This window comes from Cellulomonas aerilata (assembly GCF_007991755.1).
GTDB lineage: Bacteria > Actinomycetota > Actinomycetes > Actinomycetales > Cellulomonadaceae > Pengzhenrongella > Pengzhenrongella aerilata.
Window position 1 is genome coordinate 1 of record NZ_BJYY01000024.1, and the last position, 14,662, is coordinate 14,662.

General features: G+C 74.7%; 15 protein-coding genes. 8 read left to right on the forward strand and 7 right to left on the reverse strand.

What is annotated here, in order from left to right; translation table 11 throughout:
* The 3 genes from CAE01nite_RS17815 to CAE01nite_RS17820 all read left to right on the forward strand — a co-directional run.
* Nucleotides 1-523: DUF222 domain-containing protein (locus tag CAE01nite_RS17815; protein WP_222595983.1), on the forward strand; the 523-nt coding region annotated here is incomplete at its 5' end.
* Between the two features lie 24 nt (nt 524-547).
* Entirely contained in the window at nt 548-700 is a 153-nt protein-coding gene (locus tag CAE01nite_RS18280) for a hypothetical protein (protein ID WP_186816652.1), read from the forward strand.
* Between the two features lie 93 nt (nt 701-793).
* Nucleotides 794-2,164 carry a glucose-6-phosphate dehydrogenase gene (locus CAE01nite_RS17820; RefSeq protein WP_146906896.1) on the forward strand — a complete coding sequence of 457 codons (1,371 nt, stop codon included), beginning with the start codon at nt 794-796 and terminating at the stop codon, nt 2,162-2,164.
* Nucleotides 2,165-2,203: 39 nt separating this feature from the next.
* On the opposite strand, the gene CAE01nite_RS17825 is transcribed toward CAE01nite_RS17820, so the two are convergent.
* Nucleotides 2,204-2,776 (reverse strand): TIGR03086 family metal-binding protein, encoded by a 573-nt coding sequence (locus CAE01nite_RS17825; RefSeq protein ID WP_146906897.1) that lies wholly within the window; start codon nt 2,774-2,776, stop codon nt 2,204-2,206.
* A gap of 38 nt (nt 2,777-2,814) precedes the next feature.
* Here CAE01nite_RS17825 and CAE01nite_RS17830 point away from each other — a divergent pair, with 38 nt between their 5' ends.
* The gene (locus CAE01nite_RS17830; RefSeq protein ID WP_146906898.1) at nt 2,815-3,696 is read left to right on the forward strand and encodes a helix-turn-helix domain-containing protein; all 882 of its coding nucleotides are present in this window, start codon (nt 2,815-2,817) and stop codon (nt 3,694-3,696) included.
* A 51-nt stretch (nt 3,697-3,747) separates the two neighbouring features.
* Here the strand turns inward: CAE01nite_RS17830 and hemQ are convergent, their stop codons facing one another.
* Entirely contained in the window at nt 3,748-4,512 is a 765-nt protein-coding gene (hemQ, locus tag CAE01nite_RS17835) for a hydrogen peroxide-dependent heme synthase (RefSeq protein WP_146906899.1), read from the reverse strand.
* On the reverse strand, nt 4,509-5,699 hold the full coding sequence (locus CAE01nite_RS17840; RefSeq protein ID WP_146906900.1) for a ferrochelatase: 1,191 nt from the start codon (nt 5,697-5,699) through the stop codon (nt 4,509-4,511). Before CAE01nite_RS17840 ends, hemQ begins: the two co-directional genes overlap by 4 nt.
* Nucleotides 5,700-5,911: 212 nt before the next feature.
* On the opposite strand from CAE01nite_RS17840, the gene CAE01nite_RS17845 reads away from it, so the two are divergent.
* The 3 genes from CAE01nite_RS17845 (at nt 5,912) to CAE01nite_RS17855 (ending at nt 8,723) form a co-directional block, all read left to right on the forward strand.
* Nucleotides 5,912-6,817 (forward strand): serine/threonine-protein kinase, encoded by a 906-nt coding sequence (locus CAE01nite_RS17845; protein ID WP_146906901.1) that lies wholly within the window; start codon nt 5,912-5,914, stop codon nt 6,815-6,817.
* Between the two features lie 149 nt (nt 6,818-6,966).
* Complete coding sequence (locus tag CAE01nite_RS17850; RefSeq protein ID WP_246131332.1) at nt 6,967-7,995, forward strand: LLM class flavin-dependent oxidoreductase; 1,029 nt, start codon at nt 6,967-6,969, stop codon at nt 7,993-7,995.
* A 161-nt stretch (nt 7,996-8,156) separates the two neighbouring features.
* Nucleotides 8,157-8,723: an NYN domain-containing protein gene (locus CAE01nite_RS17855; protein WP_146906903.1), complete on the forward strand. Its 567-nt coding sequence runs from the start codon at nt 8,157-8,159 to the stop codon at nt 8,721-8,723.
* Between the two features lie 126 nt (nt 8,724-8,849).
* Here CAE01nite_RS17855 and CAE01nite_RS18285 read toward each other — a convergent pair whose 3' ends face one another.
* From CAE01nite_RS18285 to CAE01nite_RS17875, 4 genes are all read right to left on the reverse strand, one after another.
* A complete protein-coding gene (locus CAE01nite_RS18285) occupies nt 8,850-9,422 on the reverse strand; it encodes an AMIN-like domain-containing (lipo)protein (RefSeq protein ID WP_186816653.1) in 573 nt (190 codons plus the stop codon).
* 122 nt (nt 9,423-9,544) lie between these two features.
* Nucleotides 9,545-10,363, reverse strand: coding sequence for a copper resistance CopC family protein (locus CAE01nite_RS17865; RefSeq protein WP_146906904.1), 819 nt, complete (start codon nt 10,361-10,363; stop codon nt 9,545-9,547).
* A 47-nt stretch (nt 10,364-10,410) separates the two neighbouring features.
* The gene (locus tag CAE01nite_RS17870) at nt 10,411-11,247 is read right to left on the reverse strand and encodes an SDR family NAD(P)-dependent oxidoreductase (protein WP_146906905.1); all 837 of its coding nucleotides are present in this window, start codon (nt 11,245-11,247) and stop codon (nt 10,411-10,413) included.
* 59 nt (nt 11,248-11,306) lie between these two features.
* Nucleotides 11,307-12,245: a glycoside hydrolase family 43 protein gene (locus CAE01nite_RS17875; protein ID WP_146906906.1), complete on the reverse strand. Its 939-nt coding sequence runs from the start codon at nt 12,243-12,245 to the stop codon at nt 11,307-11,309.
* A 165-nt stretch (nt 12,246-12,410) separates the two neighbouring features.
* On the opposite strand from CAE01nite_RS17875, the gene CAE01nite_RS17880 reads away from it, so the two are divergent.
* Nucleotides 12,411-14,324: a glycoside hydrolase family 2 TIM barrel-domain containing protein gene (locus CAE01nite_RS17880; protein ID WP_146906907.1), complete on the forward strand. Its 1,914-nt coding sequence runs from the start codon at nt 12,411-12,413 to the stop codon at nt 14,322-14,324.
* Nucleotides 14,325-14,662 lie beyond the last annotated feature (338 nt).

Genomic DNA, 14,662 nt, shown 5'->3' on the forward strand with positions numbered 1-14,662 from the left:
CGTGGGGCAGGCGCTGGTGACCGCACTAGAGGCGGTCACTCCTGTCCCAGCCGCCGGCGACACGAGCACAGCCGATCAGCGGCGCGCACAAGCAGTCGGGGTGCTGGCGAACCTGGTGCTGGACAAGGGCCTGGCCGGTGAGGGGAGGGCGTCGCGGCCCCGCCTCAACGTGCTGGTGTCCTACGAGACGCTGCAGAACGTCGCTGAGCGGGCGGTCGCCCAACAGGACGGCCGGACGTTGCCCAAGTCGGCGGCGGTATTGACGGCGGAGAGTGTGCTGCATTGTCCGCAGTTCGAGGACGGAACCCCGCTCCCGCGCATTCTGCTGAACCGCCTCGCGTGCGACGGAGAGCTCAACCGAGTGATATTCGGCCCGACGTCCGAGATCTTGGATGTGGGGCGGGCGGAACGGACGTTCACCCGGGCGAGGCGAAATGCGATCATCGCACGCGACCGGCATTGCCGGTTCCCCAGGTGCAGCGCACCACCGACCTTGTCCGAATGCCACCACGTCCGACATTAGGCACGTGACCACGGCAGCACCAGCGTGGCGAACGGGATCCTCCTGTGCTGGCACCACCACGCCTATGTGCACGCTCGCGGGATCGAGATCCACCGGCAGGGCGCCCGGTGGGTCTTCACCGACGCCGCGGGGCACGAGCTGGCTGGTCACGACCCGCACGACGACGGGGTCGCGTAGCACCCGCGGGCCCTCCGTGCGAGGGTCTGCCTGTCACCTCACGGCCGCACCCGGAGCTCCCCGAGCACCCCGACCACCCCGAAGGAGTCCACCGTGATCACTCGACTCGTGCTGCTCGGCGCGACGGGCGACCTCGCGGGGCGCTTCCTGCTGCCGGCGCTCGCCGGGCTGCTCGGCGACGGCACCCTCCCGGACGACCTGCGCGTGGTCGGCGCCGCCCAGCAGGACTGGGACGACGAGACGTTCCGTGAGCACGTCGCGGAGCGGCTGCGCCAGTACGCGCCCGACGTGCCGCAGTCGGCGCACCGGTCGCTCCTCGCAGGCCTGCAGTACCGGCGCTTCGACCCGCAGGACCCGGCGACGGTCGTCCACGCCGTCGAGACCGTCCACGGGCCCGACGGCCCGCGCGCCCCCGTCGCCGTCTACCTCGCGCTCCCTCCGCGGACCTTCGCGCCGACCCTGCGCGCGCTCGCGCAGGCGGACCTGCCCGAGGGCAGCCGGATCGCGGTCGAGAAGCCGTTCGGGGAGGGCCTCGACGACGCGCTCGCGCTGGACGACCTCCTGACCCGGGTCACCGACGCGCGCGGGGTGTCGGCGTACCGCGTCGACCACATCCTCGGCATGCCCCGTGTGCAGGACGTCGTGGCCCTGCGCAGTCCGGGCGGGCCGCTGGAGGCGGCCTGGGACGGCGCGCACCTGCGCCAGGTGGACATCCTCTGGGACGAGACCCTGGGGCTCGCCGGCCGCGAGCGCTTCTACGACGGCGTCGGCGCGGTCAAGGACGTCGTGCAGAACCACCTGCTGCAGGTGCTGGCGCTCGTCGCCATGGAGCCGCCGGCGGACGGCTCCGAGCAGGCGCTGCACGACGCGAAGGCCCAGGCCCTGCGCTCCGTCCGGACCCTGACTCCCGACGACGTCCCCGCACGGACGCGCCGCGCCCGGTACGGCGCCGGGACGCTCACCGCACCCGACGGCACACCGGGCACCGCCGTCGGCGGCTACGCGCAGCAGGACGGCGTCGACCCCGCGCGCGGGACGGAGACCTACGGCGAGCTGCTCCTCGAGGTCGACTCGCCGCGGTGGGCGGGCACCACGTTCGTGGTCCGGAACGGCAAGGCCCTGGGCACGTCCCGCAAGGGGGTGGCCCTGCACTTCCGCGGGACGGCACCGCAGGTCGACCCCGCCGACGCCGACCGGGTCTCGGACACCGAGCTGTGGATCGAGCTGGACGGGCCCCAGCGCAGCAGCGCCGCGCCGGCCGTCCACGTGAACGCACCGGGCGAGCTGTCCGCCTACGGCCGGGTGCTGACCGACGTCCTGTCCGGCGGGACGCGCACGTCGGTCAGCAGCGCGGAGTCCGAGCTGGCGTGGCGCATCGTCGAGCCCGTGCTCAGCGTCTGGGCCGCCGGCGGCGTGCCCCTGCTGGAGTACGCGGCCGGGTCGGCCGGCCCGGCCCAGAGCTGACCGTCCGAGAGCCGACCGTCCGAGAGCCGACCGGCCCGCTCACCTGCCGGCGCCGACCCCCGTCGTGGCCGCCCGACCGAGCCGCGCCAGCACGGCGGTCGCGCGGTCGGCATCCGCCGGGACCTCGACCCCCGGCTTGCAGATGCCCTCCATGTACAGCGCGTCGCCGAAGACCTCCGCGCCGCTCTCGATCCGGTCGAGCTCGGCGTCGGTGAACGACGTGCCGGCCCCGACCGCCGTGGCGATGTCCCAGCGGTGCACGACCATGTCCCAGACGTAGAACCGGACGAGCGTCTCGCCGAGCGTCGTGGGCCCGAAGAACCCGTCGAACGCCGTCGCCGGGACGGCGTCGTCCGCCAGCGCGGCGGTCACCTGGCCGGTGTGCCGGCGCCACGCGTCCGCGGGGTCGGCGTCCACGTCGGGCGCCGGCCCGAGGTCCACGCCGTGCTCGGCGAGCAGGGACCGCTGCGTCTCCACCAGGTGCCCGACGACGTCCCGTGCCGTCCAGTCGTCACACGGCGAGCGGCGCGACCACTCGCCCGCGGGGACGGACTCGATGACGTCGGTGAGCGGGCGGGCGGCCTCGTGGTACTGCGTCAGTGTGGTGTCCATGGCGTGGACGCTAGGCGCCTGCGTCACGATGGCTCTTGATGAAACCCGACACCGCCCACCGCGGCCCCGGAGAGCCGGAGCCCGAGCGCGACCGGATCGACCGGGCGCACCTCAAGGCGCCCGGCGACCGCTCCCACACCATGCACCGGTACGAGCCGGCCCCGGACCTGGCCGACCTCGTGCAGCGGTACTGGGTCCCGGTCTGGTCCGTGCCGGCCGGTCGGACCGCGCCGCAGCGGGTCCTGCAGTACCCGGTGTGCCTGCTGGTGGTGTCCGGCGAGTACGCCCGGTTCTACGGCGTGGTGTCCGGCGTCTCGACGACCGTGCTCGCCGGGGACGGCTGGGCCGTCGGGGTCATGCTGCAGCCGGCCGCCGGCCATCTCGTCGCGCGCCGGCCGGTGGCGGACTTCACGGACCGGCACGTCGACGTCGGGCAGGTCCTCGGGGCCGAGCGCGGCGCCCACCTGGTCGGCGAGGTCCGCGCCGCGATGGAGGCGGACCCGTGGTCGGTCGCCGCGCACACCCGGGCGGTGGCCGCGATGGAGCACGAGCTGCGCAGCACCCTGCCCGTCGACGGCGAGGGGCTGCTCGTCAACCGGCTCGTGGACCTCGTCGAGTCACGTCCCGACGTGCTGCGGGTCGCCCAGATCTGCGACGAGCTCGGGCTGTCCGAGCGGTCCCTGCAGCGGCTCGTGCACCGCCGGCTGGGGCTGACCCCGAAGTGGCTCATCCAGCGGCGCCGCCTGCAGGAGGCCGCCGAGCACCTGCGCACGGGCACGGGCACGGGCACGGTCAGCGACCTCGCCGCGCACCTGGGCTACGCCGACCAGCCCCACCTGCACCACGACTTCAGCCGGGTCACCGGGATGACGCCCGGGGAGTTCGTGACGCTGCACCGCGCCGCGCCCGACGCGGGCTGACCGCCCCGCCCGGCGACGCGGGCCGACGTGAGCAGCCGGACGACCGCCGCGTCAGTCCTCGACCGGCTGCCGCTCCGCCCAGTCCGCCAGCGTCACCCGCGGGCCTGTGTAGAACGGGATCTCCTCGCGCACGTGCCGCCGGGCCTCGGTGGCGCGCAACTCGCGCATGAGGTCGACGATGCGGTGCAGCTCGTCCGCCTCGAACGCGAGGATCCACTCGTAGTCCCCCAGCGCGAAGGCCGCGAGGGTGTTGGCGCGCACGTCCGGGTAGTCCCGCGCCGCCTGGCCGTGCTCGACGAGCATCCCCCGGCGCTCGGCCTCGGGGAGCACGTACCAGTCGTAGGACCGCACGAACGGGTACACGGACAGGTAGTCGCGCGGCGGCTCACCGGCCAGGAACGCCGGCACGTGACCGCGGTTGAACTCGGCCGGACGGTGCAGCGCCACGACCGACCACACGGGCAGCACGTGGCGCCCCAGCGGGCTGCGGCGCAGCCGCTGGTAGGCGCCCTGCACGGCCTCGACCGAGTCGCCGTGCCACCAGACCATCAGGTCGGCGTCGGCGCGCAGGCCGGCGACGTCGTACCAGCCGCGCACGACGAGGTCCCCACCACCGGCGGCGACGGCGGACTCCGCCTCGGCCACCATGGCGGCACGCTCGGCGTCGTCCGCGGGCAGGGCCTCCTCCAGCGCGAACACCGACCACATGGCGTACCGGATCCGGGTGTTGATCGCGTCGGCGACGTGGGCCGCGTGCCCACCCTCGGGCGCAGCCGCGTGCCCGCCCTCGGGCGCTGCCGCGTGCTCGCCGGTCATCGGGCCACCGCCCCGACGGCGCCGTCGCCCACGCTGTCGGAGCCGCACGCCGCCGGGACGCCGGAGTCCTCCCCGGCGCGCAGCCGGCAGCACCCGGGCCGGCACACGTCCGGCCACGCACCGAGCGTGCCCACGGTCACCCGCTCCACCGCCTCGCCGCGCTCGGCGGCGGCTCGCTCGAGCACCATGTCCACGAGCCCCTCGACGAACGGCGCCCGGGTCGAGACCGAGCCGGCCCGCACGGCCGCCATGCCCAGCTCGCGCGCCGTCTCCAGCGCCTCGGTGTCGAGGTCGTAGGCGACCTCCATGTGGTCGGAGATGAACCCGATCGGGCTGAGCACGACGCTGCGCGTGCCGCCGGCGTGCCGCTCGCCGAGCAGGTCGTTGACGTCCGGCTCGAGCCACGGCTGGCTCGGCGGGCCGGACCGGGAGCAGTACGCGAGGGTCCACTCGACCGGGGCGCCGAGGCGCTCGGACACCTGCGCGGCGACCAGCGCGCCGACGTCCCGGTGCTGGGTCGAGTAGCTCGGCCGCTGCGCGCCGGACGCCTCCTCCATCGTGTCCGGGATGGAGTGGGTCACGAAGACCAGCGGGGCCGACGACGCCAGGGTCGCCACGTCCACGCCGGTGCGCGCGGCGAGCTCCTCGTACGCCTCGACGACGGCGTCCGCGTTCGCGCGGACGAAGCCGGGGTGGTTGAAGTAGTGCCGCAGCTTGTCCACGACCAGGCCGGCTCCGCCGTCGTCCCCGGTCGGCGTGGCCGCGCCGAGCTCGACGAGTGACGCCGCGAGGTTCTCCCGGTACTGGCGGCAGCCGGAGTAGGACCCGTACGCGCTGGTGACGACCGCGAGCACCCGGCGCGCGCCGGCGTCGCGCAGCTCGGTCAGCGCCTGGGTGGTGTACGGCTCCCAGTTGCGGTTGCCCCACGCGACCGGCAGCTCCACGCCGCGACGCTCGAGCTCGGCGCGCAGTGCGGCCATGAGCGCGACGTTCTGCTCGTTGATGGGGCTGCGCCCGCCGAAGTGGTAGTAGTGCTCGCCCACGGCGACGAGCCGCTCCTCGGGGATGTTCTTGCCCCGGGTGACGTTCCTCAGGAACGGCAGGACGTCGTCGGGCTCGTTCGGCCCGCCGAAGGAGAACAGCAGCAGGGCGTCATAGGGGCTGGGCGTCAGCGCGGTGGAGGACACCGGTCGATCCTCCCACCGGGCACCCGCACCGCCCGGCCGGGACCGGTCCGCCGGCACGTGACATTGTTCCGACGGCGTGTCAGCAAAGCGCCGGTGGGCCGTACGGGTGGTAGGGACGGCTCCGGGATGCGCCCCGCACCCCACGCTCCTAGCGTCGACCCGGGCTGCACCAGCAGCGGTCGGCGGATGTGGTGGGAGCTGGAGGACCGGTGATGCTGGACTGCGCCGCCCTCGTCGGCACCACCCTGGCCCGGCGGTTCCGCCTGGAGAGCCACCTCGGCAGCGGCGGGATGGGCGACGTGTTCCGGGGGACCGACCGCAGGCTGCACCGTCCGGTCGCGCTCAAGGTGTTCTCGCTGTCCGACGCCCGCGTGCACGACATCCGGCGCTACGCCGACGAGGCCCGGGTCCTGGCGGGCCTGTCGCACCCCGGACTGGTCGCGCTGTACGACGTCGGCGCGGACGTCGGCCCCGGTCAGGAGCCGCTCGCGTTCCTCGTCATGGAGCTCGTCGAGGGGCCCACGCTCCAGCAGCGCATCGGCCAGGGGCCGCTCAGCGCGCTGGAGGCGGCCGACGTCGGCCGTCAGCTCGCCGACGCGCTCGGTCACGCGCACGGCGCCGGCATCGTGCACCGTGACATCAAGCCCGCCAACGTCCTCATCACGCACGAGGCGACGTTCAGCGGCGACGTCGACGCGCCCGTGGTGACGACCAAGCTGGCCGACTTCGGGATCGCCCAGGCGACCGGCCGCGGCTCCGCCGGCACCGGCGAGCGCCCGACCGAGGCGACGCTCGGGACGGCGAGCTACCTGAGCCCCGAGCAGGCGCTCGGCGAGCCCATGGGACCGGCGTCGGACGTCTACTCGCTGGGACTGGTGCTGCTGGAGTCCCTCACCGGCGAGCGCGCCTACACCGGCACGCCGCTGACGAGCTCGCTGGCGCGGCTGCTCGAGCCGGTGGAGGTGCCCACGCGGCTGGGTCGCGGCTGGTCCACGCTGCTGACGGCCATGCTGTCGTCCGACCCCGCGCGACGCCCCACGACGACCGCCGTGGCCGACCGGCTGCGGACGCTGCGTCGCCCGGCGCTGGAGGACCAGGTGGCCGACCGGCTCGACTGACCGCCACGATGGGGCCGGGTCACCGGACCGGCGACCGGCGACGACCGACGACCGGCCGTGACGACCGACGACCGGCCGTAACCCCCGGCGTGGACCACGACCACCACGACGACCGGCGACGACCAGCAGGAGGCACCGTGGAGCTCGGCGTGACCACCTTCGCGGAGGCGTACCCCGATCCCGTGACCGGGGAGCCGACGCCGCACGGCGTCCGGCTGCGCCGGGTCGTGGAGGAGATCGAGTGCGCGGAGAGCGTGGGGCTCGACGTCTACGGGGTCGGTGAGCACCACCGGGCCGACTTCGCCGCCTCCGCCCCGGCAGTCGTGCTCGCCGCCGGCGCCGCCCGGACCAGCCGCATCCGGCTGACCAGCGCCGTCACGGTGCTGAGCTCGGACGACCCGGTCCGGGTGTTCCAGGACTTCGCGACCCTGGACCTGCTGTCCGACGGCCGCGCGGAGGTGATGGCCGGGCGCGGCTCGTTCATCGAGTCGTTCCCGCTCTTCGGGCTGTCGCTGGACGACTACGACGAGCTGTTCGCCGAGAAGCTCGAGCTGCTGCTGGCGATCCGCGACCACGAGCGGGTCACCTGGTCCGGCCGGCACCGGGCCGCCCTGCACGACAGGGGCGTGTACCCCCGCCCCGAGTCCGGCCCCCTGCCGGTATGGGTCGGCGTCGGCGGCAACCCGGAGTCCGTCGTCCGGGCCGGCACGCTCGGCCTGCCGATGGCGCTCGCCATCATCGGGGGCCGCCCGGACGCGTTCGCCCCGCTCGCCGACCTGCACCGCCGCGCCGTCGAGCAGTCCGGGCACGCCCCGGTGCCCATCGCCGTGCACGCGCACGGGTACGTGGCCGCGACCTCGGACCGGGCGGCGCAGGAGTACTACCCCTCCTACGCCCACGCCATGTCGGTCATCGGCCGCGAGCGCGGGTGGGGGCCGATGTCCCGGCCCGCATTCGACGCGATGCGCTCGCGTCTCGGGTCCCTGGTGCTGGGCGACCCGGAGACGGTGGCGGCCAAGATCCTGCTGCTGCGCGAGTGGCTCGGGATCGAGCGCTTCATGCTGCACATCAGCGTCGGCACGCTCCCGCACGACCGCGTGCTGGAGTCCATCCGCCTGCTGGGCACCGAGGTGGCGCCGCTGGTGCGCGCGGGCACGGCCTCGGGCGGCCGCAGCTGAGCCCGCGACGCGCGGTGCGCCCCGTCGGCACACCCGCCGCCCCTCCTGCACCAGTCACGGCACCGGTCGCTGCACCGGTCGCTGCAGCGGCCCCTGCACCGGCCGCCGGACCGGTCGCGCCGGCCGACGCCGCCGAGGCCCGCACCCCTAGGCTGGCCGCTGTGAGCGACAGCCCCCGCACGACGTACGTCCTGGTCGACGGCGAGAACATCGACGCGACCCTCGGGTCGGCCATCCTCAACGGGCGGCCCAGCCCCGACCAGCGTCCGCGCTGGGAGCGCGTGCTGGACTTCGCGCAGCGGACCTGGGACCAGCCGGTGAAGGGCCTGTTCTTCCTCAACGCGTCGTCCGGCACCATGCCGATGTCGTTCGTGCAGGCGCTGATGGCGATCGGCTACCAGCCGATCCCGCTGTCCGGCGAGTCGTACGAGAAGGTCGTGGACATCGGCATCCAGCGCACGCTGGCGGCGCTGGTGGACCGGCCCGGGGACGTGCTGCTCGCCAGCCACGACGGCGACTTCGCGGCCGACGTCGAGCGCCTGCTCGGTGACGGGCGGCGCGTGGGCCTGCTGGCGTTCCGCGAGTTCACGAGCTCCTCGCTCACCCAGCTCGCTGACCGCGGCCTGTCGCTCTTCGACCTGGAGGGCGAGGTCAAGGCCTTCAACGTGCAGCTGCCGCGCCTGCGGATCATCCCGCTGACGGAGTTCGACCCGCTGCGCTACCTGTAGGCGCGACGAGCCGGACCCCCGCCGCCACCCGACGTGGGTGGGCGCGACGGTGGGGGTCCGGGCGACGGGGGGCCCGGCGACGTGGGCTCCGGCACGGCACGAGGCCCCGCAGGTGACGACCGGCGACTACGACCAGCGGTGGGCGACGTCGACCACCAGGCGCGAGCCCGAGCCGGGACCGTCCAGCTCGAAGACCCGGAACGGCAGCCGGGCCCGCACCCCGAGGCCGACCACCTCGCGCGCCTCGACGTTGCCCAGGGACGCCACCTGACGGAAGGTCCCGAACCCCGACACGTCGACCGCGTGCCCCGGGTCCGCCGGGTCGTACAGCCGGTTGCCGCCCGCGTCGGTCGCCAGCAGGTCGGCCACGATCTCCAGCCGGGCGCCGCCGTCCACGTGGACGACGTGGCCCGAACCGCCCTGCACCAGCTCCGGGACGTACCGCACGGTGTACCCGGCGGAGCGGCCCTGGACGTCGAGCACCAGGCGGTCGTAGCAGGCGTGCCGACCCGCGCGCAGGTCCGTCAGGGTGCCGACCTCGGGCCCGACCGTCCCCGTGGTGACGCCCTTCTCGAGCGACCCCCACTGGATCCCGCAGTACGGCGTGGCGGCGGTGGCGGACGCCGCCCACGCCGGCCCGGCGACGAGCGCGAGCGCCGCCAGGACGAAACCGATGAGTGCTGCAACCGACCGCTTCATCGCGGCCTCCCCTTTCCCCGGGCCCCTGCGGGCCCGAGCCTAGGGAGGCCGGATCACGGTCCGGCCGACGTGCGGTTGCGGTTGGGGGTGCGGGCGGGTGAAAAGGCCGCCTCGCTCGCCGGTCAGCCCTGCGGACCGGCGGCGCGCCGGCGGACCACCCACCACAGCGTCCCGCCGACCAGCAGGACGATCACAGCGCCGACGACCCACGGCGTCGCGCCCGGCGACGGGTCGGCCACGGCCTGGGCCTCCGGTGCCGCGGTGATCGTGCCGGGGTCGGCGGTGGGCTCGCCCGGGGCGGGTGCGGCCGACGCGGACGGCGTGCTCGTCGCGGCCGGCGCCGGCTCGGGTGCCGAGGGCGTCGGCCCGGGCTGCGGCTCGGCGGTGCCGCCCTGGGCGGTGAACGCCAGCTCGCCGGAGATCGGGTGCCCGTCCGCCGACGTCACGCGCCACGCGATCGCGTAGTCCCCGGCCGGCAGGTCCGCGGACAGCGGCTGGCTGACGACGGAGTCGACGATCTGCAGGTCCCCCGCGTTGACCACCTCGCCGTCCGGACCGGTCACCTGCACCTGCGAGCCGATCGCCAGCGGCGGCTCGCTGAAGGTCAGCTCGACCACGGCGGGCGGGATCTCGACCGTGGCGCCGTCGGTCGGGGTGCTCCCGGTGAGCTCGTCGTGCGCGAGGGCGGGCAGCGCGGTCCCGGTCACCGCCAGGAGCGCACCCGCGCCCACCGCGGCGAGCCGGGCGCGCAGCGACCGCCCGGACGTCGACGCAGGCGACGGTGCCGCGGCCGGGAGCAGCGACGGGCACGGCGCCGACGACGCGGCCGGGCCCGGCCGCACGGAGGAGGCGGCGGTCACGGCGGTCACGTCGGTCACGGCGGTCACGTCGGTCACGGCGGTCACGTCGGGCACAGCACGGTTCGGGCGTCGGCGGGTCACCGGACCAGCCTAGGCGGGCGCCGCAGCCGTCGGCCCGCCATGCGCCCTCAGGCGAGCGGGTCGTCCACCCCGAACGACGCGAGCCGCAGGGCGCGCGCGTCGGACCCGACGATGCGGTCCGCGGCCTCGGCCAGCGACGCGGGCGTGTCCACCCCGGCCCGGACGAACCGCCCGGAGAGCCGGTCGAGCCGCCCTTCGGCGAAGGCGAGCAGCAGCGCGACGACGTCGGCGATGTCGGTCCACTGCGTGCGGTCGGCGTGCACCGGCATCGCGCTGGTCATGTCGGTGACGACGACTCCGGGCGCCAGGTCCAGCACGCGGATGCCCCGGTCGCGGTACTGGCGGTCGAGCAGCGTGGTGAACCGGGCGAGCGCGCCCTTGCTGATGCCGTAGCCGGTGTAGGCCGGGGAGGCCTGGTGCCCCGAGCCGCTGTTGACGTTCACCACGCGCCCGCCGCCGCGACCGAGCATGCCCGGCAGCGCCGCGTGCGTGACCAGCAGCGGACCGCGGACGTTGGTCTCGATCACGCGCCACACGTCGTCGACGTCGTCGTCGCCGAACGGCACCTCGCGCTCCTCGATGACGCCGGCGTTGTTGACCAGCAGGCCCACCGCCCCCAGGGCTCCCTCGATCTCGCCGACGGCGCGCCTGGCGTCGTCGGGCACCGCGAGGTCGGCGGTGGCCACCGCGGTGCGGACGCCGAGCGCCGAGCACCGGGCCGCCACGTCGTCCAGGGCGTCCCGGCGCCGGCCCACGAGCCCGACGTCGTAGCCCGCCTCGGCCAGGCCGAGCGCGAGGCCGCGGCCGATGCCGCGTCCCGCCCCGGTCACCAGGGCCGCACGGGGTTCGACGGGGGGACGGGGGCCGGGCTGCGCGTCGCTCATGGGCCCATCGTGCCGTGCCGCCCGCGTGCCCTCCCGGGCGGGGCCGCGCCACGCCCCGCTCAGAACCCGGGGACGTGCGGGCCGTCGTCCTCCCAGGTCAGGGGCGAGACGTACATCCGACGCCGCACGCGCTCGTCGTCCCACGCGTGGTAGACGATGGCGTCCTGGTCGTCGAGGTCCGTGGTCACGCTGTTGTGGCCCGGGCCGATCGCCCAGTTCTCCACGGTGTACAGCACCCGACGGGCGCCGTCGGGCAGCGCCCACGGTCCCAGCGGGTGGTCGGCCTCGGCCCACGCGACCCCGTAGGTCTCGTTCTCCCAGTTGCCGCCGGAGTGGAAGCAGAAGTACCGGTCCCCGCGGCGGCGCACGAACGGGCCCTCCAGGGTGTGCCAGTCGTACCGGCGGCCGTACATCTCCCGGTCCCGGAGGTAGATCTGCCAGTCCGCGTCCGGGCGCAGGATCGTGGTCGGCTGCCCCGCCACCTCGGTCATGGACACGAGCCTGTCGACCGCGAGCATGGTGCCGACCCGGTCGCCCTCGAGCACGTCGTGCGCGTAGTACAGGTACCAGCTGCCGTCGTCGTCGCGGAACGGGTGCGGGTCGATGGCGAACAGCGCGTCGGGCGTGAGGTCGACGCCGGCGTCGTGGAAGGGGCCGGTCGCGGTGTCCGACGTCGCCACCCGCAGGTGGTGGGTCCGGTGGCCGTGGCCGACCGAGTAGTACAGGTAGAAGGTCCCGTCGACCTCGGCGACCTCCGGGGCCCAGTAGTCCGTGCCGTTCTCGACCGGCAGCGGCACGAGCGCGCCCCCGTGGTCGGTCCAGTGCTCCAGGTCCGGCGAGGTGAGGACCCGGAACTCCAGGCCGTCCCAGTCGGCACGCTCGGGGGCGTCCGGCGGGAACGTGCCGTACGCGACGTAGCCCGACCCCGTCCGCAGGACGAACGGGTCGGCGAAGTAGCCCGGGTGGACGGGGGCGTGCTCGCGACCGACCGACGACATGGTGCTCCACTTCCTCGGGGGCTCCCGTGGCCCCCACCGGGGCTTGTCGGGGCCTCGAATGTAACGCCGGGCCGGTCCACCGGCTCGGCGGCGGCCGGTGGACCCGCCCCCACCGCCGTGCGCGCCCACATGACGCGCCTCAGGCGCTGCACCATGCTGTCCGTCATGGCACCTGGACCCACGGAGCACGACCTCAACGACCCCGCGAGCCCCAGTGCCGGCGCGGACGAGCCGGGCTCGAGCGTCGACCCCCACCACCCCCGCCCTCAGCTGACCCGCCCGGACTGGGTGGACCTGTGCGGGCCGTGGGACTTCGCCTTCGACGACGACGGGGTGGGCATCGCCCAGCTCTGGCACCGCACCGGCGGGGACCCGTTCGACCGGGTGATCCAGGTGCCTTTCCCGTTCGAGTCCCCGGCCAGCGGCATCGGCGACACCGGGTTCCACCCGGTCGTCTGGTACCGCCGGACGTTCACGGTCACCGGGCGCCCGGGGCACCGGGTCCTGCTGCACTTCGGCGCCGTCGACTACCGCGCCCACGTGTGGGTCAACGGCGCGGCCGTCGCGTTCCACGAGGGCGGCAACACCCCGTTCACGGCGGACATCACCTCGGCGCTGGACGCGTCCGGCACGCAGACGGTCGTCGTGCGCGCGGAGGACAGCCCGTGGGACCTGCGCCAGCCTCGCGGCAAGCAGGACTGGCAGCGGGAAGCCCACGCGATCTGGTACGACCGCACGTCCGGCATCTGGCAGCCGGTGTGGCTCGAGCACGTGCCCGACGTCCGGATCCGGACCCTGCGGTGGGCGCCGAACGCCGACGCCCGCAGCGTGACCATGACGGTGCGGGTCCGCGCCGACCGCCGTGACGCACTGCGGCTGCGCGTGGTGCTCACCCAGCGCGGCAAGGTCCTGGCCGACGACACCTACGCCGTGGACCACGCCGAGCTCCAGCGCACCATCACGCTCACCGAGAACGACATGAGCCTGGGGCACTCGGACCTGCTCTGGTCCCCCGAGCACCCGAACCTCATCGAGGCCGAGCTCACGCTGATCGAGGGCGGCGAGGTGCTCGACCGCGTCGGCAGCTACACGGCCGTCAGGTCCATCTCCGCGTCGCACGACCGCCTGCTGCTCAACGGCCGGCCGTACTTCCTGCGCCTGGTGCTGGCGCAGGGCTTCTGGCCCGAGTCGCACCTGGCGGCCCCGGACGCGGACGCGCTGCGCCGCGAGGTGGAGCTGGTCAAGGAGCTGGGCTTCAACGGCGTGCGGCTGCACCAGAAGGTCGAGGACCCCCGCTTCCTGGCGTGGTGCGACCGGCTGGGGGTCCTGGTGTGGGCGGAGATGCCGGCCGCCTACGAGTTCTCCCCCATGACGATCCAGCGGCTGACGCGGGAGTGGCTGGAGATCCTCGAGCGGGACGCGAGCCACCCCTGCGTGATCGCCTGGGTGCCGATCAACGAGAGCTGGGGTGTCCCGGCGCTCGAGCGCTCGACCGCCCAGCAGGACCTCGTGCGCTCGCTCTACCACCTGACCAAGGCGATCGACCCCGACCGCCTCGTCATCGGCAACGACGGCTGGGAGCAGCCCGTGACCGACGTCGTCACGGTGCACGACTACACGTCCCGCGGCGCCGTCCTGCGCCAGCGCTACGGGGACTGGGAGAAGCTCGAGCACACCCTCACGCGCACCCAGCCCGCCTACCGCGTCGTCCTGCTCGAGGGGGCGGCGCGCGAGGGCACGCCGGTCCTCATCAGCGAGTTCGGCGGGATCTCGCTGGACCTGGACGACCGGCACGGGTGGCGCGGGTACGGCGCGGTGCGCAACGCCGACCAGCTCGTCCAGGGCTACACCGACCTGGTGACCGCGCTGCTGGACAGCCCCGCCGTCGTCGGCTTCTGCTGGACGCAGCTGACCGACACGCAGCAGGAGCGCAACGGGCTGCTGACCGCGGAGCGGCAGCCCAAGGCGGCGATGGAGCGGATCAGGGCGGTCACCACCCGGGTCGCCGCCGCCGTCCCGGGGGACGCCATCGACGAGTTCTCCTACGGCGACTACGCGCCGGGGATGCTCGAGTCCTGACGTCGCGTGCCTGCCGGCCGCCGGTCATCCGGCGGTCGGGCAGGGCCTGCCGTTTTCCACCCATCACCCCTAGGGTGCGAGCACGGCCCCCGCTCCGGGCGGCGGCCGGTCAGCCGGGGGGGCCGATCGGCGGTGCCCCGCCGTCCGCCCGACCCCTGAGGTGACATGACCGCTGACTCCCGGTTCGACCAGCGCCACCCGCTCCACCCGCTCCCGCCGGTGGGGCGCACGTTCGTGGCCGGGTTCGAGAGCACGTACCACCCGGGGGCCGGGGTCGACGCCCTGGACACCACCGGGCACAGCGTGCACTGGGAGCGGGACCTGGACGAGATGGCGCA